The following is a 24,576-nucleotide window of genomic DNA, read 5'->3' as shown; positions in this document are numbered from 1 at the left end:
TTCATGCTCCGTTCAGTTTGGCGGCGGCGGATTTCACCGCGGCGCGAATGCGCGGATAGGTGCCGCAACGGCACAGGTTCGCGCTCATCGCGCGATCGATGTCTTCATCCGTGGGTTCGGTATTAAACTCCAGGAAGGACGCGGCGGCCATGATCTGTCCGGACTGGCAATACCCACATTGCGCCACCTGGTGCTCGATCCACGCCTCTTGCACGGCATGTAATGCTTCGGCGCTTCCCAGACCCTCAATCGTGGTGATCTCTCCCGAAATGTCTGCGGCGGCCAATTGGCAGGACCGAACGGCGGTTCCGTCCACATGCACCGTGCAGGCCCCACATTGTGCGACCCCACACCCGTATTTTGTTCCCGTCAGGCCCAACTCGTCCCGCAAGACCCACAGAAGCGGCATGTCTGGTTCGACATCCACCTCATATTCGGTGCCGTTTACCGTTAGTTTCATGGCTCTCCCTCATGATGGCTGATCGAAGGGTACATCAGAGCACAGGTCATTTTGATTGCAGATTGCGCCAAAGCTCTTTCAATTGATGACACATTTTGCGCATCGGGTATTTTGCAATGCGTCGTTCTTTGGCAGTTGCTAATTGCTCAGAGCAAAAGAGAGCCGCTGAAACTCGTGCAAATGCGACGAGGCAACGGACCGCAACACGTCGACCACCGGCATCGGCGACAGGGCAACTTCGATGGACGACGCGGTGTTCTGGCCGACCAAGGCCAATCCTTCCTGCGGGTTGTCCAGGCGCGTCGCGCTGGCCGCATCCAGTTGCACCAAGGCGCGCAGCTCGTCTTCACGATCGGTTGCTTCGATTGCCGCAACCGTCCCCGACAACAGGGCATCGCGCCCGCGAAGGCCCAGCATTTTCAGGCGCACCGACGTCCCTGTTTCCAGCTGTTCTGCAACATGAGGATCGATAGTGAAATAGGCCAAATGCCCAACCGAGGTTGTGCCGCGTAACTGTAAGAGCGGCGCATCTTCCTGCAATTCCGTACCCGGCGCCAGGCTGCGAACGCGGGTGACACGACCGGCTTGGGGGGCCGCGATTCGGGGCGCGTCCTTGAAATAGCTGAGTGTGGCCAGTTTTTCCTGAAGGCGCGAGATTTCCGCGGTCAGCTCCTGTGCTCGGCGCAATGCCGCACGGCGCGTCGACAAATCCAAATCCGTTTTTCGGTTTTCCAATGTCGTAAGCTTGCCCGCAATTTCATTGCGTTGCAGGGCCAGATCCAGCGCGATTTTCGCCCGTGCCTGGCGCCGTGCAGTATCGGCACTGTCGAAAACCTGCGAGGTGAGAAGATCCAGCTTGCGCTGAAGTAGCGTAAACCGCTCCTGAAGATGGTCTATTGCGGCATCCAACTGTTCGCGTTCGGCGGCCTTTTCCGCCAAAATCAGGGCGCATTCCTCTTTGGCCAGTGTCAATCTGGCGGCTTCCTCCTCACCCAATTTCTCGCGCTCAGGAACATCGGCCCTCATCAGGCAGGCGCGTCTTGCCGTCAGTTCAGTTAAATCCAGCGTCAGGGCAGCCAGGCGCGCCTGGATGACGACGCGATCAAACGTCACCAAGGTTTCACCGGCAGCCACTTCGTCACCCGGAGAAACCAGGACGGCCTGCAGTGGAATTCCGGCCGGCAGATTGATCGAAACGGGGTCTTCAGCCGGGCGAATTTGACCGGGAAACCGGCGCGGCTCAGCCACCGAGATTCCCGGCAATCCGGATGCCAAACCCGCCACCGACAGCCCTACAACAGCGATCGCAAACGCCAACCAAAAAGCCGCAGCGACAAACGACCATCGTCGGCCATGCCGGCGGTAGGTGTCGTCAGGCAGGGGTTTCGACATCGCCCTGCCCTTCTGCAACGGTGGTCAGACGCGGATCGTATGTTTCGATCTTGGCGGACACGACCCGTTGGTTAAATTCGTGCCCAATCTCCACATCAAGGCTTTGAGACAAGATTGCGGCAAGTGGTGAAAGGCGGGAAGTGACCGCTGCATTCTGCGCCTCCTTGCGGGCTGTTTCCACCTGGGCCGGTGTCAAAGGATCGGAATCATCGCGCATCGTCAAAACGCAATGCCCTTTGAAATGCTTGAACTTAAACCGCGTCATGCCCGGGCGCCCACCTTTTTGGGTTTTGCTGGACAGAACCAACATTTCCCCGGCCACCGACGAGACTTTTCTGCGGTTGCCGTCATCGCCATTGCGCCGAAACTGCGCAGCAATCCACCGGGTCAGGTTTTCATCGCTTTCAAGCGTCCTGAGGGCCGAGAAACTGGCCCAACCTGCCGCCAACTGCGTCCGTATTGCCTCGGTATCGCCAAAATCAATGAGATTGCCATTTTGCATAACGGCGGTTTTCTGACTGATCTCCTGGAACTTGCGGTGATTTGAAATAATCAGAAAGCTGCGACCCAAACGGGTTTCCTTGGCAATGCGTTCGCATATCGCACCGATCAAGCCTTCGTCGCAGCCGTCTTCTGGCCGATCCAGAAGGTAAAGCGACGGCGCCATCAAAAAGCCGCGTGCGATTGCCAATGCGGCCTGGTGGCTGCTTGAAAGATTGCGCGCGTCCGGTGTTATACAAATCTCGTGCGCAATCTCGGCCGAAAAAACCAATTGTTCCAGGATCGCGAAGCCGCGTTCGAACGCATCATCGTGAAAACCGGTCAGGTTGGCCGCACCGCTCGCCGGCAATAAGATAGGGGGAAAGGACATGTGGTAAGCCGGAACGGCGCCTTGTGTCCGACCGCGTTGCCAAAGGTTTTGCCCGTTCATATCCACCTGCCCTTCAACCTGCAGCCCGGGCAGATCGTAGGGCGCGGCGATCGCCTTCAGCAAAAGCGATTTTCCCGCGCCACCTTCCCCGGCAATGCAAGTCACCGTTCCTGGATCCACGACCAGATCAATCGTGGACAACAGTCGCTTTCCGCGAGGTCCGGATACATCCAGCTGAGCAACGCGCAGCCCAATTTCTGTTGGCTCATCCTCTTCAGCGGTCAAAGCAAGATCGCGGCGTGACACATCCGCCGCAGGCTGCGCTTGAAGCGGGTCGCCAGAATAGCGCGCCATGACAAACTTTGTGAGCGCGAATGTCGCCCACATCGACAGCAAAGACACCGCCGGAACTGCCGCTGTGTTAACCGCGTCTATCGCGGCAAGATAGCTTGCGACAGCAAATGCCAGCGCCATACCAAGATAGCCCGATATTCGTTGACACCCAGCCAACATCGGATGCTCGGCCGGTATCAAAGCCGCCAGTTTCAAGCCGGACGCGTCTCTGCCAGCAAAGATGGACGACGCTTCGTCACGCCGAAAATCCCACATTGGCTCGGCGCGGCCAAACCGCTGAAACAGCGCCCCGGCGCCTGCCGCCGCGATCACCGCCGAGGGGATCGCCAAACCCAGCAGGGGGTGAACGATCTCAAGTATCCCGAAAACACCAACAGCCAGGACGGCCGAGGCACCACGGTCAAACCTTGTCCGCAGCATGCGCAACCCAGAAAGAGCTTTGGTATGTCCAAATTCAAACGCCAATGCCCCGATGGCAGCCACGACAATTCCGGCGCCCAGTAGTTTTGCAAAGATCGCCTGGCCACCAAGTGCAACGAGGTCAAAAAGGAACACCGTGCCCACAATCATGGAAAGCAGGCAAAAAGTTGAACCCAAAGTAAAAAAGAAAGACAAAGTGCGTGCCCAGATGGGTTCGGATCGATCGGCAACCGGCCACTTGGATTGCTCCAGAGTTTCCTCTGCTTTTTCCGTTTCTAATATGGTCGATGCCTGTTTCGCCAGGGCCTTGGACTGATCCATTCAGAGCGCTCCGATTCGTCCGCCTCTGCAGAAAGTTCTACGGTCGCCCTGTTAACAAAAAATTTTCACACTCACTTTCGCGACAATTTTTTCACTTCCTTCGAAAATTGTTAACCCCCCGTGCGGTATGCCTGAATCAGAGCAATGGGCAATCCAAGGAAAAATGGATGCAAAAACCTGGCAAAACAAGGAAATCCGGTGCGACGGGTGTCGCTGGGTTGGCTGTTGTCCTGTGCCTGTTTGCGGCCACCGCATATGGTGTAGGATCCGCCGCCCGGGGGATATTTCTTGCCCAAGAGGAAGAGATTAACCCAATTATTGCCGGCGGTGATCTGGATGACCTTCCGGCATTAATGCGGGGTAATATACCGGCAATTACGACCAGCATGGTTCGGCAGGAAATACCGCGCACAAAACCGCCCCGCATGTGTGAAATGCCAGATGACTATTTTGCCAAATTGGATCGCGGTTTCGATCGCCCGGCAGGCTATACAAATCGCAATGAATACGTTCGAAAATATCGGGATCGTCGTGGTTTTCTGAACGAACGAGAATTGCGCGCCGCCAAAGTTGCGTGGCACTATTTCGAAAAATTCACACAGGAAACGACAGGCCTTGCCAATTCGGTTGGCAATTACCCTTCGACCACACTTTGGGACACTGCCTCGTACATGGCTGGCGTTGTGGCGGCCTATGAGCTGTGCCTGATTGAAAAACCGGAATTCGACCGGCGTCTGACGCTTCTTCTGACGACGATCAAGGGTCTGGACCTCTTTCGAAAGGAATTGCCCAACAAGGTGTACCACACCAAAACCGGCGAAAAGGTCGACTATACCAACAAGGCCGGCGAGATCGGATTTTCGGCCCTGGATATCGGGCGGTTCCTGGTTTGGATGCGGATTATCAAGAACCGCTACCCCTACCTTGGCAATACGGTCGACTCAGTTCTTCTGAAATGGGATTTCCACAATGCGATCGGACCAGATGGCCTTCTGTATGGCGCGTATGTGGACAAAGAAACCAACGAGACTGTTTATGCACAGGAAGGCCGTCTGGGATACGAGGAATACGCAGCCAAGGGGTTTGCACTATGGGGGTTTCGACCTCTGTTGGCTCACCGCGCCGAGCCATTTTTAACGGCGTCGATTTACGGCATCCAGGTTCCTTACGACGGCCGTGACCCACGCATTTTCCACTCACAGAACTACGTGGTTACGGAATCCTACCTGCAGGACGGTCTGGAACTTGGGTTTGACCTGCCGCATGACGACAGTTCGCCGGAATGGCTGCACTCGGACGGGTGGCGGGCTGAGTTTGCCGACCGTATTTACGAAGTGCAGGAAAACCGTTGGCGTCGCACCGGGTTCATGACGGCCCGCTCGGAGCATAACGTGAAAGGCCCACCATATTTTACCTATGACACCATCTTTTCGGATGGGTATCCGTGGAACACCGTGACACCACGCGGTGACTATGTTCCGGACCACGCTGCTGTTGCCGCAAAGGCAGCACTTGGTTTGTGGGCCTTGTGGGAAACCGAATATACCGACGTCCTGTATGACGCCATTATCGAGCTCTATGATCCGGAAAACGGCATGTACGAAGGATTGTACGAGCGCGGACAAGGACGCGTCGCCATCTACACGGCGAACAATAACGGGATCATCCTGACTTCGCTGCTGCACAAGGTACAAGGCACAATCCTGACCCCATATTTCGGCGACACCGAGGTTTGGTACACGGCTTTCCGGGATCAGGACGTTCGTCAACGCCGCGGTTATCCCGACCCCCCTCAGCAAGATGACTGGTTGCCCGCACTGCGGCACTCGATCCAAAAGGAGGCTGATTTCTGATGTCGACCCTCTCCAAAATATTCCTGCTGGCCACGGTTTCGCTCATGGGCTTGCCGGGTCAGGTACCGGCACAAGCCACCAACGAAACGTCCGAGTTTACGCCGGAAAACGCAATTCTGGACACATCGATCCCCTTGGCAATCGGGGCACGCGAAGCGCGCCAAGAATTGCGCACCTCGTTTGGATGGCCCACCTTTCAGGAAGGGCTGGTCGAGGGGGTGTATTTCCGTTTTGACCCAGACGGCTATGCTCGGTTTGCGCCGACACCGCGGTTGGATACGGACGTGTTTGAAGTTCTTTGTCGCCCCCGAACCTATTCCTGCCTTGGTCGCAAAGACGATTTGAGTGTGTTTTTGGACCCTTCAAAGCTCCTCAAACTTGAACACGCCAATGTCCTTCCCGGGGACACATTTTTTCTGGTTGACGGAATTTCGGAAATTCAGGTGCCGGAACGCATCATGCAGCCGCTGGATCTGGCTATGGAAAACATTCTGAGTGCGGGAAACGAGCTTGTCATACGCCGCGGCGGCACCGAGGTGGATCGCGTGTCTTTGACCGGGTTTCATGCCGTAACAAGTTACCTCCGTTGGGTGGATGCGCGGCAAGATTATTCGGCCCTCCCACGTGGTTGGCCGGTCCCGAATTCCGCTGGTGCCGAAGCTGCCATCCTGACGCAAACCGAAGCCTGGCGCGGGCCGCAGCAACAGCCGATAACCGGCTTCTCCCCCGCGGGTACACCACAGACCGCGCCGGTGGAAACCGAAGTGGCCGAGGTGCGCGGCGAATTGAACGTCTTGCGGCAACTATTGTTGGAACGCGAACAGCCCGCCACGCTGCAACAACCTTCCACCAACCCACAACTGACACAAACCGAGCCGTCGCTGTTGGAACTGGAAGCTGCTGCCGAACAGCTGCGCAAGCAAATCATGCAAATCCGAGGAGAGGACGCGCATAGTGTTGCGCCGATCCAATCCGCATCCGTTCAATCCACTGTACCAGTAGCGCCAATTTCACCTCCCAGCCAGGCAAAGCAAATGGCACAACGCCTAGAGTATCTCATGACAGAAATCGGACTGGATGCCAGAACGGCCCTGATGCTGCTTGATGGGCAAGGTGTGACCCCCACGCCGGTTGCCGGTGCAATTGCCGCTCCGCAAGAACCAGATGTGGTGTCACAAATCCTGCAGGAGCTTGAAGCCGAAGTCGCCATACCCACCATCGACCCCGCCAGTCCAACGCCAACCGTCCCAATCGGCCGATCGGATACGGACATGATGGCGGTAAACCCGGACGAATACAGGCTGCTTTCCGAGTATTTCAAATCCGTGATGCCACAATAAGCACCCAAAGCAAAAAATGTGGTCAATGTCGAGCCAGGCATCTTGCCCCGCATTTGAGGATCGTTTCCAAACAGGGGCCTCGGACCGCTGGCATGTCGCAAATTACGCATTTGATCATCCACATTTCGATACGGATTGGTCGAAGGAGAATGTCACTTTTGGCAACGGGGTGGAGTTACGGTTGAACCCGCGCGAAGGCGTTGGAAACCGGTTTCATGGGGGATCAATTCGTACTCAAAGCCGATCCGGTTTTGGCTCATTCGAGGTGGAAGCCAAACCTGCGGCGGGTCCGGGCGTGGTTTCCGGCTTTTTCGCTTATTCGGGCCCCTACTATGGTACAGCCCACAACGAGATTGACATCGAATTCCTCGGGAACGACCCCACAAGACTGCACGTTGCGACACATTGCAATGGCAAGGAAACCAGCGAACTGGTTCCCCTTGGTTTCGACGCAAGCAAGGCCTTTCACCGCTACCGGTTCGACTGGCGTGCCAATAAAGTACAATGGTACGTTGATGGTCGGCCGGTGGTCCGTTTTGAGGGAGAACAAAACGTGCCAAAGCCGCCGGTTTACATTTTCGCCAACCTCTGGGCTGCCTCGCCAGAAATCTCTGCCTGGGCCGGCAGAACTCATGCACGGACAAGATGCACAACCCGCATCAAACGACTGAAATACATGCCCCACCAAATTTGAGGGCAGCTTTAGTTCAGTATCAAAGGCAAAACCATCGAACTTTGTGACCAAGGGACTTGTGTTCCTCCCGTCAACCGCATCACTTCCAATCGAACTTTTCGGTCAATCTGGTTCAGATCCCAGTCTTTGTTGACCAAGGCGGCAGACAAAGACTGCGCGTAAGGTCCGTTCTCATCAGCTCCGTCAAAGGCTGCAGCGCCAGGTTGCGCAGCGAAGGAGAGGAATGTCCCGGCTTCTACCCCACGTGCCAGCGGACTGAGTTTGGACATATCCGCATTGTCTATTGGCGTTCGGCAGGCGTCGATGAACAGCACTTTGTGACGAACCTTGTCGGACAACGCTTTGGCGATTGCGCCCACCGGTATGGCAGAGGCAAGCCAGTCCGCATCCAGTTTTGGTGAGTCTGTCGCCAGAAAGTAGGTTTCACCGGCGACTTGCACGCCATGCCCGGCAAGATACACCACGACAAGCTCTGCCTCATGGGCGGCAACCTTGAACTCCGCGATCGCACGAAGCAGCTCCTGACGTTTCAGATCTTTGGCGACGAACACGCGGAACCCTGCACTTTTCAATGCTTTACCCACAAGTTCAGCGTCTTTTATTGCGTTTGGCAGGGGCACTGTCGCCTGGTAGTGCGCGTTGCCGATCACCAAGGCGTGTTTCTCGGCCCAAAGTGCCGAGGTTGAAACGAGAAACCCGGCCAAAAGACCAACTAGGAATTGCAAACTGCGCCCTCGGCCGGACGGGCCAAAATCTCTACCCGCCGGTTATATGCATCGTCACCGGCCCGCCCGGTCAAGGGTTCGGTTTCGCCCCGCCCTTCAACCTGCACCCGGCCAATATCCACCTGCCCCAATGCGGCCAGAAACAATCGCACCGATTTTGCCCGTTCGTGACTTAGCGCCATGTTGTAGCTCGGCGCGCCCCGGGTATCCGTGTGCCCAACAAGCTTGAAGCAGAGGTCCTGCAAAGCTCCAGAGGCGAAAACCGTCGACAGGCTTTTCAAATGATCCTGAAACGCCGGGGTCAGATCTGCAGAATCAAAGGCAAATCGCACGAAGTACCCCCGCTCAACCTCGGGCAGACCCGGGGGTGCAGCTTGCAATCCACGTGGCCTGCCTGCAAAAGTTGGGGCTGGACATTCCGGCGACGCTGCGTCGGTAAAGGCCCGCAAGATTGTGCAATAATCCGCACTGACGGACAATTCCCCCACCTCGGCCATCGCCGGGGTAAGCCCCGACAGAACCAACGCGGCCGTGAACCCAATTTTCCGCATTACGACAATCTCCTTGCCCGAATCCTTGGGAATCGTCGCCCAGTTTTGTCACCAAATTCTTACCTAAGACATTGAGATATTTAAAAATATACTCAAACAATGCGGCGTTTTCCATGTCATCAAAGGCTCTGTTAACCACCTGCGTCCAAACTTTGCGCGTGGATCAGGAGGTTGGTTTATGTCGAATGGATTTCGGAATGGAGTCGCCGCGCTTGCAATCTGCCTTGTGGGTTCCGGGTGCGCCGTGCCGCCATCCTATGTTGCGCCGATCGCAGCGCAACCCAACGCACCGGCAGCCCGCAACTTCACGTCTTTCAGCGCGTCATTGCGTTGCATGGACGAGCTGTTCTTTCAGGCTGGCCGCCGCAGCGTCCTGATTTCGTCGTCCGACCTGCCGGATCGAACCAAGGCCGTCCCGGTTGGTGCAGATGACATGCTGGTCAATGCCATCAGCCAGATGAACCGCCGGTCAAAAGCTTATGTCTTTCTCGATCAGGCCCGCGTCAAAGATGGCGGCGACATCCAACTGCTGGTAACGCGCGACGATGACATTGACCCGCAATTCTATATCCGTGGCTCCATCAGCCAGTTGGACAGGGATGCCATTGACCGCGATATCGACTTGGACATTGATCCATTTGGCACGCCAAGCGGCTATGGCCTGGGAGACGCGGCATTTAGCAACAGCAAGGCCTTGTCAGTCGTCACCGTCGACTTGCATCTGGTGGCTTATCCCAGTCGGCGCGTTGTGCCCGGTGCCTCGGTCGCCAATTCGATGGTTGTCGTCCGCAAAGGTTGGGGTGCTGGTGCCAGTGGGTTGATCGACACCTCAGCCGTCGATTTGGACCTCTCCATCTCGCAGGTTGAAAGTAACGCGCAGGCGGTGCGCAATTTGATCGAGTTGGGCGTGATTGAGCTGCTGGGACGGCACGCCGAAGTTCCCTATTGGCAATGCCTTAGCCTGCCGGAAACACGCACACCACGAACGGAGATTGAGGAACACGCGTTCGAGGCGGCTTTGACGCCAACCAAGGTTCGGAAGGTTCAGGAAGCCCTGATCGTATTGGGGTATTTGGACGGGACACCGAATGGCAAATTGGATCAGCCCACGCGCCGCGCGATTGGGCATTTCCAGACATCGGAACACTTGATTGCCAATGGACGGATCGACTTTGATCTGGCCCAACGACTGGAGCAAAGGGTGCGTATGCTGCCGCCCGAACCGGCAGTCACGCCCCCCGCCACATCCACAACGGTGCCGGCGAGATCAGCACCCAAGGCGACACCGTGCGGCACAACCGACCAAGGCACCACGTCATGCGACGACGGCTATCGAAGTCTGACCGATTTCCTATAGATCAACGCGCCAGAAGTGGACCATGTGCTTTGAAATGCAAAGCCTCCAACACAACGGCATTCGTGTTCAGCGTATAGACCTCGTTGACACGACCATCATGCTCGTATCGCCCGGCCGGCCACCCTTTTTCAACATTGCCTAGCGGCATCAATTCGGACAACAGCTTTGCTGTATACTCAGTCCCATACAGCGCGTTCCAACCAAAGGTTGCTTTTACGCTGACTGTACGCAGGTCGGGGTGATGCACGCCGTCTTCGGTCAGAACCGCCCATTCCCGACCGTTGCCGTAGACCGAATTGTACAGAAAATGCGGCGCTTGGTCGATGTGATCTTCCGAAACCATGGTCCAATGACCGGTGTCTTCATACCTGGCCACTTGCGCACGATAGACTTGCGCCGCCAATGCCGCACTTTCGCTGTTCAGCCCCAATTCGATCCCCTGCAAAATGTAGGGTTCGCTGAGGATGGGCGTGATCGCGCGAAAGGTGCGGTGGTCGCGGGTGTCGATCGCAACGGCAACATCCCCGATATCGCGCCACTGCAACGCGCGGCGGGCGGAGATCGCCTCGGTCACGTCCTGGCCCCAAAGTGCGGCAGCCCGCGCGCCGTATTGCTCGTAGCCCAGGCGGCCTTCCTGCAGGTACCGCGCCTCGCCATCTCCTGAAGCTTTCCCCCAAAGCTCGCCTTTTTGTGTCATGGCGTGCAAATCCCAGACCGCAGTGATCCTGCGCACCCGGTCACCAAATTCGGGGGCACGTGCCTCCAGAACCCGCAACGCCAGAAGAATGCGCGCAACATCCAATGCAGACCACCCGATCCCCCCTTCCACTACCGTGTTGTCATAATCCACCATTTGCAGGGTTTGCGTGTGATAGGCCTTGTTCGGCAATTGGTTGTCAAAAAGCGGCATCCGGTCAAACGCATCCAGAATTGCAGTGGCCCTGTTGGCGAATTCATTCGCAGAAATCAGGTCCAGCTTCCAGGCCGACACCAAGGCAAACAGGTAAGATCCCTGGTCCCACATGGTTGCGCCGGGGAACCCCGCCACCGAGTCCACCCAGCCGGTTTCGGGTTGCGTATTGGATTGAAAATACGCCCACGCGATGCGCGCGGCATGCACCTCTTCGTGCGTCAACGCCCGTTGCGCGGCGATATCAATCGCCCCATTGCTGTCGGGCGCTTCCGCCAGAGCACGGGCATATCCCCATTGCCGGCCTGCGGCGTCCAGCGCCACGGCCAGGCTTGAAGCCGCCAGGAGCCCTACGACAAAAACAAGGCTCGAGCGGGAATTACGCGTGAACAACGGCATCGGCTTCAACTCCGGCATGGGACTGAGATTGAGGTTCGGGATCGGTCCAGCCAGCCGCCAAGATGGCGCGGACCATGGCCAGCGCGTTCCAGCCGAGCCAGAAAAGATTCACGATCAGAACAGGTTCGGTGAATCCTTCGGCACCACGTAGGTAGTTCAGAACGCCCACGATCGCGGCCGCGATAAACAGCGCCAACACCGCGATATTGGGGTAGACGCGCCGGTATTCGGCCCGCGATCCTGGTGTCTTGGGCGTCGGTGGAAAGCGCGGCCGCTTACCCCGCAAGACCATCACGAACGCGCGCAGCTGGATCGGCAAGGTGGCAATGGCCAACAGTCGCCCCGGCCCCGGGTCATGCTGCTTGCACCCAACACTGACGGCCAATTCATTGGCAACCAACAACGGGACAAGATGCAGAAAAAACGCCAGCGAGTAGGCCTCGACCGGTGCAATTCCAGTGAACATCGCGACAACCGGGGCCAGAAGCAACACGGGCATCCACAGAACCCCCAGATACGACCAGAACGTAGCAAGATAGTGCAGCTTGGTCTGCCATTTCATGCCACGCCGGAACAGAGGATTGGCTCGCAACATGATGTCGAAAGTACCGCCCGCATATTTGAGCTTTTGCGTCGTCCACGCGTCGATGGACCAAGGCGATAGCATGCGCGCCTGTGGACCAGGATGGTAGACAGACCGCCAATGTCGCGTGCTGTCGCTGTGCAGAAGGATCGAGGTGTAAATATCTTCGGAAACATGAAACCTGTAGGGTTGCAAAGACTGTGTTCCCGCAACACTTCGGGGCTCGGCCCCGGTTTTCTGCGACAGGCGGCGCACGGCATTTGATTTTTGCTGTAGGGCGTTTTCGAAAATGGCTTCGCGCCGGTGTATCGACCCTGCGCCGCAGCAAAAGGAAGCACCGTGCCGGTTGCGCCTGCGTTGAATAACGTCAAAGAACAGGCCGCTGTTGGACAGATAGGGGTCGGCACCAACCCGCGCTTTGCCGGATGCAAACCGAAACAAACTTGCCAGGACATTCGGAAATGGAATTTTTCGTGCGGCCAACCATCGTGCCCAATCCTGACCTTCAGGGATATCATAGAACCAGTGTGGTGTTTGGACCCAGGCGACATCGGGGGCTCGAAAATAGCCAAGGGTGTTCATAAGCATCCCCGGCAAAACTCGTGTGTCGGCATCGCAGATCACCAGAAAATCCCCGCTGGTTCGAAACAAGGCGTTGCGCAGGTTGCCCGCTTTGAACCCGGTGTTTTCCTGCCGGGATATGTAGTTCACACCGTGCCGTTTGGCCATCTGGGCGATAATCGGGCGATCACCGTCATCCAGCACATGGATGGTCAACCGGGTCTGCTTGGGGACAACTAATTTCAATGCGTCCAGGACAGACGGCTCAACCACATCCACTTCTTCGTCGTATGTTGTAATGAACAGATCCACCGTGATTGATCCATCCCCCTCCAGACACGCCTCGCGTCGCGTGGTTGGCGGCGATTGCCATGGTGTGTCGTCCTCTCGCCAAATGTCGTAGAAGAACAAAAGCGACCCGAGATACGCAGCCGTCTCTGCCAGGGCCACTGCCGTCGAAAACAACAGCGCGTCCGGGTTCAACGACTGTGTCCAGCGCCACCAAAGGTAATACGCGCCCAACCCAACGGTAATACCGGCCAAAAGGTGCCAAACCGCCTCTCGCCTGGCGGACATAGCGCTGGCGGTTTGCGGAAAATTACCTTCGAATTTTCTGAAATAGGGCACGGGCATGTAAACGGGCTCCCTCTTACAGTTCAGGCGGAATTGGCCAATGCGGCAGATGCCAGGTTCCCGCCATGCTGGATCGCCCAGTCATCGCCCACGATTTGCCCGTCCAGAAGGGCCCCGCGCCGTACATGCGCGCCGGGCAGAACAAGGCTTTGGCTGATCGTGGCCTGCGCTTCGACGCGACAGTCACGCCCGATGATCACTGGGCCGCGGATTTCGGCACCCGCACCGATTTCGGCACCGGCCCCAATATAGCAGGGCCCCGTGATGCTTGCCCGCCGGGCGATAACTGCACCGCGATCCAGCGCAGCCTGCCGCGTGCAACTGTCGCCTGCGTGGCGATGCAACCGCTCGCAAGCAGAGGCAAAGAGGCTGGCCGGAGAGATCACAGGCCCGGCGCCATCGACGGTGAAATCACCAACCGAGGGCCAGTTCGCAAGATGGCGCGCCAAGGCCCCGACCGAGTGCACACTAGGCAGTTCCAGCTTGCGGGGGTCGACAATTGCAGCGCCGGCAACGTCGCCGTTTTGGCCCCGCGCAAATGTCCCGTTCCGTTGGCTGTCGCGATGTTGCATCACCATTGCGGCCAGATCGAAATCCGGCAAAGTGTTCGCGTCCAGCAGCAAAAGTTCGCGCGAAACCGGCAGCACCGAGCGGGCGACATGCCCCAATCCGTTCTGCGCAATCTCCGGTGCGACAAACACCAAATGGCGCGCCAACCCGGGTTGCGAAACGAAGTGCAGCCGCAAGAAGTCCCGTTGCTGCGAGGCGGCAAGAACCACCTGGCTGACGCCATTTTTTACGAGGAACTCCACGACATGTTGCAGCATCGGGCGATCCATGACGTCCAACATCTCTGGACGAACGGGAAAGCCAGCCAATGCCGGAAACTCGGCGTCGAACAGGACAATCGCCTGCATGCCCCGCACGGCCTGCAACCGGAAACTGTCAGAACTCCGTGCCGCGTCTACATTGTCGAACAGCGGTAAACAGCTGTCCATCCCTGTGGATTGCAACCGCGCGCGCGCGCGCTGCCGCAATCCGCAATACGCCACCTGCGTCCCTGTCGGGGCCAGGCCAGCCAACTCGGCCAAAACGCCGGCGCCGCCGAAATCCATGCGACTTACCCGGGAAAGGTCAAACAGAATTGCACTGCATCCTGATTGCAACGCCTGCTCCATGGAAAGCCGCAACCCCACCATAGAATCGGAGCGCAACGCCCCGTCAACTTTGATCATCGCCTCGCCAGGCGACAATAGGGTCAAACGTGTCAGCATGTCATATTCCCTTTACTTTCAACTTGTTAAACCCCGGAACACGCGGCAGATGCCCCATCCCCACCGTCCAACCCAGCACAGAATTCCGCGACAGCAGAACCACCAGAGCCGTGGTCAGGGGGATTGCCACGGCGATTTTGAAACCCACCTGTGCAATCGGTGGCCAAGCAGTGCCTCGCAACAGGATTTCGGAAACATCCAGAAAGATCGGATGACACAGATAAATCCCGAAAGAATACGGCGCCCATTTCGAAATCACGGATGGCCAGCGCAAATGGCCCAGACATAGGCAGCCCATGAACAACACCACAGGCATCAGAAAGTCAGCCCAATATCCGGGAGTGAACCCATGCTGCCATTGGGCGGTCTCGATGGTTTTGTAAGTGGCGATGAGCTTGATCAGGAACAGCATGGCGCCCACAAAGGCAATCAGAACGAACCACTGCCTTCTCACTGCGGGCTCGACCTGTTGCCAGATCCCCAGAGCAGCGCCTGCGACCATTCCATACCCACAATAGGTCAGGATCTTCACCCCCCGCACAAGATATGGCAGCCCCTCCTGCCCCCAGAAGGTGGACCAGACGAACACGTCCATTTCGCGCTTGGCGGCAAGGCAAGCCAGCACCATCAATCCAATCATGGGAAACTGCTGCGCCAATCGGAAAAGTGGATAGAACAGCAAAAGACCAAACAGGGTTGGAATGAAATGCATGTGGTATTTGACATCGCCCAAAAGGAAAAACCCAAACCATTCAAAAGGCTTGCTCAGCTGGTCGATATAAGGCGCGGCATAACCGAACGTTTCGGCCTTGATCAGGTTGTAGGCTGCATAGAACAGCGTCCAAAACGCAAAAGGCACCAACAGCCGACGGGCCTGAATGCGCATAACGGCTGCATAGGTTTTGGGGCGTGTCTCCAAGGCCAGTAACAGCAGAAAGACCGAAATAATCAGAAACAACTCTGTACGAGCCGTGTAGATCACTGCCCGAAGAAGCATCGGGGCAATGCGCTCAGACGTTTCAAAAGCCGCGAAGGGTTGGCCCATACTGTCGGCGGTGGCGTGCAGCCCAACCATCGACACACCTGCGATCAACCGCAGCGCGTCCAGCCACACCATTCTCACCTGTTCGGTCATCTGCCCACTCGTACAGTTCGATCCCCGCCAGACTTGGCGAGATTCTTGAAAAACGGGTTAATCAAATCCCTGAGAGGCCAGAAAATTTTGTTAGCAATTTGTTAGGTTTAGAGCGGCAACGTGGGGCCAAAGGATGGATGCCATGCATGTATTGAGAATTGCCCTTGCCCTGTTCTGTTTCGGATTGGCCGGCCCGGTTACGGCGCAAAGCCTGTCGGAAGAGGAATGTGCCGACATCAGGACCCGCTTCAACATCGTTGCACCGGGGTGCATCATCGGCGAAACGCAACAGGTTCAACCATCACCTGCGCCCTCGCAGAAGGAAACCGTGGCGCAGGTGGATCGCGAAAACAACGTGTTCTTCCCCCGCGGCGGTTCGGCGCTGGACACTGACGCGAAGGCACAGCTGGACATGCTGGCACGCGTGCTGAACACGTCGCCGATGGCGCAGGCATGTCTGAAACTTGTAGGACATTCCGACGCTTCTGGGTCCGATAAGATCAACATCGACCTTTCGCTGGAGCGCGCCGTTGCCGTTGCCAATTATCTTGGCACAGCCATCGGAACACCAACCCGTATCCGAGACATCGATGCCGTGGGCGAGGCCGACTTATTGCTAACGGCCCGACCTTCTGATCCGATGAACCGGCGGGTGGAAATATTCGCCCGCACATGTCGTGGGGTCTGAACGACCGCACAGCAGATATTCTCAAATTCGGCTATAGTCTGCCGGCTTAATCGCCAATACTATACAGAATATGGACCGTATCGATTTAATGAAAGCTTACCTGGCCGTTGCTGATTGCGGGTCGTTCACCGGTGCAGCCACGCGTTTGGGCTCGACCCCTCAATTGATCAGCAAATATGTCCGCGCGCTGGAAGATGAGATGGGTGCACAGCTGTTCCACCGCACCACGCGCAAGGTCAGCCCGACCGAGACCGGACAGGCCTTTTACAATCGGGCGCTGCAACTGGTTGAAGATTTCGAAGCCTTAAAAACCGACCTCAGCAATCACCGGGCGAAACCGTCCGGCACTCTGCGCTTGACCGCCCCATCTGATTTTGGGGTAAACCACCTTGCGGACCTGATCACCGAGTTTCTGGCCGCCTACCCCGATATGGAGATCGACCTGACGCTTTCCAATCGGTATATCGACCTGCTGGACGAGGGCATCGACGTCGCGATCCGGATTGGCGAATTGCCCGACAGTTCGCTCGTTGCAAGGAAACTGGCACCTTCTGTCATCATGCTCTGTGCAAGCCCGGAATACCTTGCACGCGCCGGTACACCCGTTCACCCGCAGGATCTGCAAAACCACCGCTGTATAATTGACACCAACTTTCGCACGGCCCCCATGTGGCGCTTTGCGCGGGACGGAGAAACCCACCGGCTGCGGGCCAATGGCCCCCTGCGTGTGAACAGCGCAACCATTACCCGGTCTCTTTTGCTGGGTGGACAAGGTGTGGGCCTGATCCCGTACTTTCAGGTGCGTGAAGACCTGCAGGCGGGGCGTCTGATCGCATTGCTGTCGGATTACTCGCTGTTCAACGCCAATATCTATGCCGTCTACCCACCAAACCGCCACCTGTCGGCAAAAACCCGCGCCTTCGTAGACTTCATAGCTGCACGGCTGGACCGCAGTATCACAGCACCATAAATCCACGAAATGTGGATAATGAATACACATGACCCATATTTATAAACACATCAGCGCTGAGTAACTATGGCTCCAATGGAAATTGGAGGCAGAGATGCTTGTAGATGGCAAATGGTCCAACTCTTGGGACCCCTTTCAGAAATCCGACGCCAAAGGGCGTTTCGTGCGGCAGACATCCACGTTTCGTGACTGGATCACCCCGGATGGGGCACCGGGCCCCGAAGGTCAGCGCGCTTTTCCGGCCGAGGCCGGCCGGTATCACCTCTATGTGGCTTACATCTGCCCATGGGCCTCGCGTACCTTGATGGCGCGGCAGCTCAAAGGGCTCAGCGATGTTATCTCGGTCTCGGTCGTCGACCCACGGCTTGGTGACAACGGGTGGGAGTTTGGCGACTTTCCCGGCTCTTCCGGCGCAGACGACCAAATCGGCGCGCGGTTCTTGCACCAGCTTTATTCGATCTCGGACCCGGCGGTGAATGGCCGCGCCACGGTGCCGGTTCTGTGGGACAAGGCCCGCAAAACCATCGTGAACAACGAAAGCGCCGACATTCTGCGGATCATGAATTCCGGGTTTGGCGATCTGGCCAATGACGTTGATCTGCGCCCCGAAGATCTGGTGGATCAGATCGACGTGCTGAACGACGCGATCTACGAACCCTTTAACAACGGCGTCTACAAAGCCGGGTTCGCCAAAAGCCAAGAGGCGCACAACGAGGCCGTCACAACCGTTTTTGATACGATGGACGCCATGGAAACCCGCCTGTCCGATGGCCGCGATTTCTTGCTGGGCGACCGGCTGACCGAGACTGACCTACGCGCCTTCGTGACGTTGATCCGGTTTGACGCGGCCTATGTCGGCCTGTTCAAAACCAATCGCAAGCGGGTCGAAGATTACCCGTTTCTGCAGGCTTATACAAAGCGGGTTCTGGACCTGCCGGGCATTCGCAGCACTGTGAAAATCGACCACATCAAGGCTGGCTATTATTCCATAGCCGCGCTGAACCCAAATGGGATTGTCCCCAACGGGCCGGACCTTTCAGCGCTGGGCCTTTAGGCGGAACGCGATACAAACCGTGCCACGGCCGGGTCGAACCAATTGCGCGAGAACTCAGCCGCGGCACCATCCTGGCTCCAACTCATACGCTCGACATAGCCCACGGTCTGCCCCTCGGACGGTCCAAACCCGTCCGGGGCCCAGCCGGGTGTTTCGGCAACAAACACCCGGTCCTCGGTCCGGGTGATCCACAGGTTAAGCTGGCTTTTGTAATAGAGGTACAGCGAATCTGACAGCTCTTCGAGTTTCAGCCGTTTGGCATGGCTGCCATCCAGCCAGATTTCTTCCAACGCCACGGGCACGTCATTCAAGTAACGCAGACGCCGGATGCGGTGGGCCTGATCCGAAGGACCAAAGTCGGGCATTTCGGGCTCTTTGGCCACCCGATCAACCTGCAACACCTCGGCGGTTGGAAGTCCGCCACCTGTGACCAGTTCCAGACGGAAAAAGGCATAGACACTGGACTGATCGGCGGCGGCCCGCACGTAGTTGCCCGAGCCATGGCGACGCTCCAGCATGCCCTTCTCGGTCAGGTCAGCCAGCGCCTTGCGCAGGGTGCCCACACTGGTGCCCAGCGATTTGGCCATATCGCGTTCTGGTGGCAGGCGTTCACCGTCGAGCAACAGCCCGGCATTGATCTCTCGCACCAGCATCTCGCTCAGTTGCACATATTTGGGAAGCGCAGTGTAGGTTTTATCCGTCATAACTTTTTTGCCCGGTGCAATTGATACACCATTGATATACTCACGGCCTCCTGTTACGCATTTAAAAAATGCTTTCGGAGGAGATTCGATGACCGTCGTACCGGTAACATCGGCCGATCTGGATGCCGCGGAAGTTTCGTGGTTTTCAGCCCTGTGTTCAGATGACTTTCAATATCTTGGCGTGCCGGATGGCGCGCTGCGCTCATCGTGGTCGCATTGCAGTGACATTGTAAAGACCGCAGAGGCGCAGGGGTTCCGCAATATCTTGTGCCCCAGCTCGTACCAGGTGGGTCAGGACACCCTGTCCTTTGTGGCCGGCTGCGCACCGATCACCGACAAGATCAACATGCTGGCCGCCGTGCGCTGCGGTGAAATGCAGCCGATCATGCTGGCCCGCACCATCGCCACGCTGGACCACATGCTGAAGGGACGGCTGACGGTTAACATCATCTCGTCCGACTTCCCCGGCGAAAAAGCCGACAGCGCGTACCGCTATCAGCGCTCGCGCGAGGTGGTGCAGATTTTGAAACAGGCCTGGACGCAAGACGAGATCAACCACCAGGGGCAGGTTTATAATTTCGAAGGCCTGACCACCGACCCGGCCAAGCCTTATCAGACCGGCGGGCCACTTTTGTATTTTGGTGGTTACTCGCCCCACGCGCTGGATCTGTGCGCCGAGCATTGCGACGTTTACCTGATGTGGCCCGAAACCCGCGAGGAACTGGCCGGGCGCATGAAGGCCGTGCATGAACGTGCCGCTGAACATGGGCGCACGCTGGATTACGGCCTGCGCGTGCACGTGATTGTCCGCGATACCGAGGCCGAGGCCCGCGAATACGCGCAGGAACTGGTGTCGAAACTGGATGATGACGCTGGCAAAGCCATCCGCGACCGCGCGCTCGACAGCACCTCGCTGGGCGTCGCCCATCAGGCCAAGAACCGCGAGATCGCCGATATGGAAGGGTTCATCGAACCACATCTGTGGACCGGCGTGGGACGCGCCCGGTCAGGCTGCGGCGCGGCCCTGGTTGGCTCGACCGATCAGGTGCTGTCCGAGCTTGAGGAATACAAGAAAATGGGCATCCGCGCCTTTATCTTGTCGGGCTATCCTCATGAAGATGAATGTGTCAGCTTTGGCCAGCGTGTCTTGGGGCAAATGAAGACCTGCTCTTTGCCGCATGAATATGGCCGGGTGCCGTCGGAGACCCCAGCCACGCCTTTGGGGAATGGAGTACGCCGCTGATGGAAAAGATCGCTTTGTCCCCAACCTTGTCGCTGTCGCGGCTGGTCTATGGCATGTGGCGCGTAGCTGATGATACGGATACCAGCGCATCTCATGTTCAGGCCAAAATCGAAAGCTGCCTGAACCAAGGGATCACCAGCTTCGATCAGGCAGACATCTATGGCGATTACGGCGCCGAGGCAGTTCTGGGCAAAGCCCTGCGTGCCGCCCCTGCCCTGCGCGACCAGATGCAGATTGTCACCAAATGCGACATTGTCGCACCGATCGGCAAATTCGCGGATAAACGGGTGAAGTACTATGACACATCGGCCGAACATATCAGCGCTTCGATCGACGCCTCGCTTGCCAATATGGCGATCGAGCAGATTGACCTGCTGCTGATCCACCGCCCCGATCCGTTTATGAACCACCATGAAACTGGGGCTGCGCTGGACGCTGCCGTGGCCGCGGGCAAGGTGGCCCATGTAGGTGTGTCGAACTTCAAGCTGCATGACTGGACGTTGCTGCAATCGGGCATGAAGTCGCCGCTGGTCACCAACCAGATCGAGCTGAGCGTGATTGCCTCGGACGCATTCCGCAACGGCGACATCGCTTATTTGCAACAACGCAATATTGCGCCCATGGCATGGTCACCATTGGCCGGTGGCGCACTTTTTGCCGCCGAGCACGCCGCCTTGCGGGCTCGGATGGCCGAAATCGGCGCGGGGTTCGGCGTAGATGATAGCGCGGTTGCCGTTGCATGGCTTTTGGCTCACCCGGCAAGGATTATTCCGGTTCTGGGCACCAACAACCTTGATCGCATCGGCCGCATCTCGGACGCGCTGAAAGTCGAGATGGACCGGGAAACATGGTTCGAGCTGTATTCGATGGCCAACGGGCACGAGGTGCCCTGAGCTATGGCAAACCTGCAGGACTTCACCCCAAACGCCGACAATACCCGCGCGTTTCGCAGCGCGTTGGGACGGTTTGGCACAGGCATCACCGTGGTTACCGCGCCGTCGGCTGATGGCCCTGTTGGCGTCACGGCAAACAGCTTTTCCTCGGTATCGATGGACCCGCCGCTGGTCCTTTGGTCGCCGTCGAAATCTTCGCGTCGGGCGGCCTATTTTACCCGTTCGTCGCATTTCGCGATCCATGTGCTTTCACAGGATCAGGCCGATATTGGCAATGGCTTTGCCAAGAATGCCTTCGCCTTTGACGGTCTGGACTGGAGGCCTGGGCAAGGTGACGTGCCTTTGATCAAAGGCTGTCTTGCCCGGTTTGAATGCAGCCGCCATGCCATCCATGACGGTGGCGACCACCATATCATGGTCGGTCGGGTTGACCGCGTCACCACGGCAGACGGGTCTGATCCGCTGCTGTTTTTCTGCGGGCAATACGGCCGTTTTCAGGCCGCCGGGTAGCGCACCCAATCACGGGGTTTACGGCGGAGGCTTTGCACTGTCTCGTGGTGCGAACACAAAAGCTCACGCTTTGCCCGCCCCATGGCAGAGGACAATCGATCCGCCCGCAGCACCTATCCGGAAACTGCTCTGCAATAGCGCTGCGACCTGCCTGTTGCTGATGTTCTGACCCTCGGCGCGGAAAGCCATCTAGGGATCAAGGTAGAACTGCGCCTGAACCTGATCGTCCGGATCAACCCCGTGATAACTTCGATCGCCGCGCAAGGATTGATAGCATTGCGCAGCTCTACTTTCTTCACGAAGAAACCCCTATTCCACGTTCAACGCGAACGAGACCGTGTTGCAACGGCCATGGGAGCCGGTCACCGAAACCTCGCCCGGCCCCGTAGTCTGCACCCAGAAACCTGCTCCGCCGCCGCGCAGCGGGATCACGTCGGGCCCCAAAATTTTGGCCGGGCCGCTGACCTGTACCTGCACAGGCTCCGGGAGGAACGGCAGCTTGTGACCACATTGGTCCGTGACCCGCACCAGAACCCGAACCGCGTCATGTGCGGACAGGTTTGATGCGTCTGGCAAAAGTTCCAGCTTTGTTGGAACCGGCGCGTTGTGAAACTCGACCGTTTCCACGCATTCGCCATCAATGAACCCGCGCACTGCACCTTTTTGCCAATGCATGCCCCACGATCCCATCTCGTCGGGTCGGAAATCCGTGGCTTCGATGATCACAGGGGGGTGCGGCAAATGCGGAAACCTGTCTCGCGCGGGATAGACCCGTTTTGCAATATGATCCCCATAATGCAGTTCGACATAGTCACAGTTGGTCATGATCAACAAAGGCAGAACACCACCGATATTGCGCTCGCCCCGCGCCCAGAAGGTCGCAGGTTTCAGCACAACCCCTTCGGCGGGATTGCCCTGGCTGGCATAGGCATAGGCCGCGAATTTGGGCTCGCGGAACATGTCCATCACGCCGTGGTGGCAAATCCGATCACCCGAGCCAAAGTCGCAATGGGTGTTGTAGTCCCATGCGCACCATCCGATCGCACCCGAGATGTTCGGGTCGCCATAGGCGGCGTTCAGCACCTCCAGATGCCGCATGGCGTGTTCGGCAAGACGGATCTCGTTATCGGTGCTTTTGGTTGGGAACATGTGGCCATTATACTCGGTCACCAGATAGGGAACCCGGTCCGCCAGGCCGGTCACACGTGTTTGCGGGCGCAGCGCTCGAACCTTGGCCTCATCGACGTTGCGCGCCTCTCCAAGGCAGAAATCGTTCATCGTGTACACGTCTTCCAGCATTTCGCTAAACTGGATGTAACGCACCCCACCGGTTTGACGCGTCGGGTCAAGCTCGCGCGACAACGCGTTGGTTTCTGTATAGAAATCGTGGTCGTCCGGGCTTTCGTTAATCCGTACACCCCAGATGATGATCGACGGGTGGTTCCAGTCACGTTCAATCATCCGACGCACGTTTTTCACCGACTCTGCCTTCCAATCCGCGTCGCCGATATGCTGCCAGCCAGGGATTTCTTCGAAGACCAGAAGGCCGATTTCGTCGCAGCGGTCTAGGAAGTACGTTGATTGCGGGTAATGCGAGGTGCGCACAAGGTTAAGCCGCAATTCGTGTTTCAGGATCTCGGCATCCTTCTCTTGCGCGGCTTTGCCCAAGGCATAGCCGACATAAGGAAAAGACTGATGCCGGTTCAGGCCCCGGATTTTCAACGCTCGACCGTTCAGGAAGAACCCTTCTGGCGTGAATTCAGCACTCCGAATGCCGAAACGCTGCGATGTCTGATGCAGCCCCTCAGATGTCTCCAGGGCCAGATGCAGCGTGTAAAGGACCGGGTCGTTGATATCCCACAACGACAGCCCCGTCAGATCGGCAAAACTCAGCTCGACTTCAGGCGTGCAGACAACCACAACCTGCTGCGCCAAGTTCGCCCCTGATGCATCGCAAATCTGTGCCGACAGTTTGGCACCTTCCGGGGCTGTAGTGTTCAGAATGACTCGCGCGTTTACCGTCTTGGTATCGGCCAGGGCATCAGGTGTCTCAATCTTAACGTTGTCGATGGCGCAGGTGGGCCGCACGATCAGCCACGCATCGCGATAAATCCCTGCATAAGTGAGGTAGTCGATCCGACCGCCAAACGGTGGGATCTCGGGGTTTTCCGACCCGTCGATTTGCACGGTCAGCACGTTCTCGCCCTTGCGCAAGTGGTCGGTCAGCCGCGCCATGATCGGCGTATAGCCGTCCCGGTGGGCCGCCACTTCCACCCCGTTCAGACTGATCCGCGCATCGGCCATGATGCCGTCAAATCGGACAAACACGTCTTGATCAGCCCAACTTGCGTCATAGGCAAACCTCTTCTCGTAAATGAAGGCGCGTTGATACATGCCCTCGTCGAAGTAAGAAAACGGGGTTTCCACCGCGTTGTGCGGCAGACGGACAGTATCGCCCCCCTCAAAGATCCAATTTTCATTGAACAGCGTTTCTTGGGTGGCAGAACGGACAGGTGTTTTCAGTGTCATTTGATCCATCATTTGACTGAGCCGACCAAGCCCTGCACGAACAAGTGCTGCAGGCAAAAGAAAACGGCAAGTGTGGGTAGGGTTGTGAGAATTGTGGCCAGCACCACGGCGCCTTAATGGTTCGGGTCCCACAGCCTGACCGTGAAGTCCTC

The 24,576-nt window shown here is 57.5% G+C and carries 21 protein-coding genes; 10 read left to right on the top strand and 11 right to left on the bottom strand.

The window, feature by feature from the left end; translation table 11 throughout:
• Position 1 precedes the first annotated feature (1 nt).
• From ACMU_RS04105 to ACMU_RS04095, 3 genes are all read right to left on the bottom strand, one after another.
• Entirely contained in the window at positions 2-460 is a 459-nt protein-coding gene (locus tag ACMU_RS04105) for a (2Fe-2S)-binding protein (RefSeq protein WP_035256479.1), read from the bottom strand.
• Between the two features lie 138 nt (positions 461-598).
• The gene (locus ACMU_RS04100) at positions 599-1,852 is read right to left on the bottom strand and encodes an HlyD family secretion protein (protein WP_035256477.1); all 1,254 of its coding nucleotides are present in this window, start codon (positions 1,850-1,852) and stop codon (positions 599-601) included.
• The gene (locus ACMU_RS04095) at positions 1,833-3,647 is read right to left on the bottom strand and encodes an ATP-binding cassette domain-containing protein (RefSeq protein WP_161635621.1); all 1,815 of its coding nucleotides are present in this window, start codon (positions 3,645-3,647) and stop codon (positions 1,833-1,835) included. The genes ACMU_RS04100 and ACMU_RS04095 overlap by 20 nt, the downstream gene beginning before the upstream one ends.
• Positions 3,648-3,784: 137 nt before the next feature.
• Here ACMU_RS04095 and ACMU_RS04090 point away from each other — a divergent pair, with 137 nt between their 5' ends.
• Genes ACMU_RS04090 through ACMU_RS04080 form a run of 3 tightly spaced genes read left to right on the top strand, consistent with a single transcriptional unit; the run spans position 3,785 to position 7,705 of the window.
• The gene (locus tag ACMU_RS04090; RefSeq protein ID WP_236626192.1) at positions 3,785-5,671 is read left to right on the top strand and encodes a DUF3131 domain-containing protein; all 1,887 of its coding nucleotides are present in this window, start codon (positions 3,785-3,787) and stop codon (positions 5,669-5,671) included.
• Positions 5,671-7,011 (top strand): hypothetical protein, encoded by a 1,341-nt coding sequence (locus ACMU_RS04085; protein ID WP_035256465.1) that lies wholly within the window; start codon positions 5,671-5,673, stop codon positions 7,009-7,011. The genes ACMU_RS04090 and ACMU_RS04085 overlap by 1 nt, the downstream gene beginning before the upstream one ends.
• Positions 7,012-7,036: 25 nt before the next feature.
• The gene (locus ACMU_RS04080; protein ID WP_161635620.1) at positions 7,037-7,705 is read left to right on the top strand and encodes a family 16 glycosylhydrolase; all 669 of its coding nucleotides are present in this window, start codon (positions 7,037-7,039) and stop codon (positions 7,703-7,705) included.
• Positions 7,706-7,713: 8 nt separating this feature from the next.
• Here the strand turns inward: ACMU_RS04080 and ACMU_RS04075 are convergent, their stop codons facing one another.
• Together ACMU_RS04075 and ACMU_RS18620 are read right to left on the bottom strand one after the other, a co-directional pair.
• Positions 7,714-8,409, bottom strand: a complete 696-nt coding sequence (locus ACMU_RS04075) for a caspase family protein (protein WP_035256464.1) — start codon at positions 8,407-8,409, stop codon at positions 7,714-7,716.
• Between the two features lie 8 nt (positions 8,410-8,417).
• Positions 8,418-8,981, bottom strand: coding sequence for an OmpA family protein (locus ACMU_RS18620; RefSeq protein ID WP_051587940.1), 564 nt, complete (start codon positions 8,979-8,981; stop codon positions 8,418-8,420).
• 178 nt (positions 8,982-9,159) lie between these two features.
• Between ACMU_RS18620 and ACMU_RS04065 the strand changes: the two genes are divergently transcribed.
• Complete coding sequence (locus ACMU_RS04065; protein WP_035256462.1) at positions 9,160-10,338, top strand: peptidoglycan-binding domain-containing protein; 1,179 nt, start codon at positions 9,160-9,162, stop codon at positions 10,336-10,338.
• A 1-nt stretch (position 10,339) separates the two neighbouring features.
• On the opposite strand, the gene ACMU_RS04060 is transcribed toward ACMU_RS04065, so the two are convergent.
• The 4 genes from ACMU_RS04060 to ACMU_RS04045 form a co-directional block, all read right to left on the bottom strand.
• On the bottom strand, positions 10,340-11,572 hold the full coding sequence (locus ACMU_RS04060) for a DUF3131 domain-containing protein (protein WP_161635619.1): 1,233 nt from the start codon (positions 11,570-11,572) through the stop codon (positions 10,340-10,342).
• Between the two features lie 55 nt (positions 11,573-11,627).
• A complete protein-coding gene (locus tag ACMU_RS04055; RefSeq protein WP_161635618.1) occupies positions 11,628-13,367 on the bottom strand; it encodes a glycosyltransferase family 2 protein in 1,740 nt (579 codons plus the stop codon).
• A gap of 80 nt (positions 13,368-13,447) precedes the next feature.
• The gene (locus tag ACMU_RS04050; RefSeq protein ID WP_035256458.1) at positions 13,448-14,698 is read right to left on the bottom strand and encodes an STAS domain-containing protein; all 1,251 of its coding nucleotides are present in this window, start codon (positions 14,696-14,698) and stop codon (positions 13,448-13,450) included.
• A 1-nt stretch (position 14,699) separates the two neighbouring features.
• On the bottom strand, positions 14,700-15,833 hold the full coding sequence (locus ACMU_RS04045; RefSeq protein WP_035256457.1) for an acyltransferase: 1,134 nt from the start codon (positions 15,831-15,833) through the stop codon (positions 14,700-14,702).
• A 142-nt stretch (positions 15,834-15,975) separates the two neighbouring features.
• Here ACMU_RS04045 and ACMU_RS18615 point away from each other — a divergent pair, with 142 nt between their 5' ends.
• From ACMU_RS18615 to ACMU_RS04030, 3 genes are all read left to right on the top strand, one after another.
• Positions 15,976-16,521 (top strand): OmpA family protein, encoded by a 546-nt coding sequence (locus ACMU_RS18615; RefSeq protein ID WP_161635617.1) that lies wholly within the window; start codon positions 15,976-15,978, stop codon positions 16,519-16,521.
• A gap of 88 nt (positions 16,522-16,609) precedes the next feature.
• Positions 16,610-17,491, top strand: coding sequence for a LysR family transcriptional regulator (locus ACMU_RS04035; protein ID WP_051587934.1), 882 nt, complete (start codon positions 16,610-16,612; stop codon positions 17,489-17,491).
• Between the two features lie 94 nt (positions 17,492-17,585).
• A complete protein-coding gene (locus tag ACMU_RS04030) occupies positions 17,586-18,545 on the top strand; it encodes a glutathione S-transferase family protein (RefSeq protein ID WP_035256454.1) in 960 nt (319 codons plus the stop codon).
• On the opposite strand, the gene ACMU_RS04025 is transcribed toward ACMU_RS04030, so the two are convergent.
• Complete coding sequence (locus ACMU_RS04025; RefSeq protein WP_035256453.1) at positions 18,542-19,249, bottom strand: GntR family transcriptional regulator; 708 nt, start codon at positions 19,247-19,249, stop codon at positions 18,542-18,544. The two genes, ACMU_RS04030 and ACMU_RS04025, sit on opposite strands and share 4 nt — an antisense overlap.
• A gap of 88 nt (positions 19,250-19,337) precedes the next feature.
• On the opposite strand from ACMU_RS04025, the gene ACMU_RS04020 reads away from it, so the two are divergent.
• Genes ACMU_RS04020 through ACMU_RS19190 form a run of 3 tightly spaced genes read left to right on the top strand, consistent with a single transcriptional unit; the run spans position 19,338 to position 21,895 of the window.
• Positions 19,338-20,492 (top strand): LLM class flavin-dependent oxidoreductase, encoded by a 1,155-nt coding sequence (locus ACMU_RS04020; RefSeq protein ID WP_035256450.1) that lies wholly within the window; start codon positions 19,338-19,340, stop codon positions 20,490-20,492.
• The gene (locus ACMU_RS19195) at positions 20,492-21,385 is read left to right on the top strand and encodes an aldo/keto reductase (protein ID WP_035256447.1); all 894 of its coding nucleotides are present in this window, start codon (positions 20,492-20,494) and stop codon (positions 21,383-21,385) included. Before ACMU_RS04020 ends, ACMU_RS19195 begins: the two co-directional genes overlap by 1 nt.
• 3 nt (positions 21,386-21,388) lie before the next feature.
• A complete protein-coding gene (locus ACMU_RS19190; protein WP_051587932.1) occupies positions 21,389-21,895 on the top strand; it encodes a flavin reductase family protein in 507 nt (168 codons plus the stop codon).
• A gap of 309 nt (positions 21,896-22,204) precedes the next feature.
• On the opposite strand, the gene ACMU_RS04005 is transcribed toward ACMU_RS19190, so the two are convergent.
• On the bottom strand, positions 22,205-24,424 hold the full coding sequence (locus ACMU_RS04005; RefSeq protein WP_051588050.1) for a glycoside hydrolase family 2 protein: 2,220 nt from the start codon (positions 24,422-24,424) through the stop codon (positions 22,205-22,207).
• Between the last annotated feature and the right edge of the window lie 152 nt (positions 24,425-24,576).

The sequence above is a fragment of the Actibacterium mucosum KCTC 23349 genome, assembly GCF_000647975.1.
Lineage (GTDB): Bacteria > Pseudomonadota > Alphaproteobacteria > Rhodobacterales > Rhodobacteraceae > Actibacterium > Actibacterium mucosum.
This window is presented reverse-complemented; position numbering and strand designations above follow the sequence as displayed.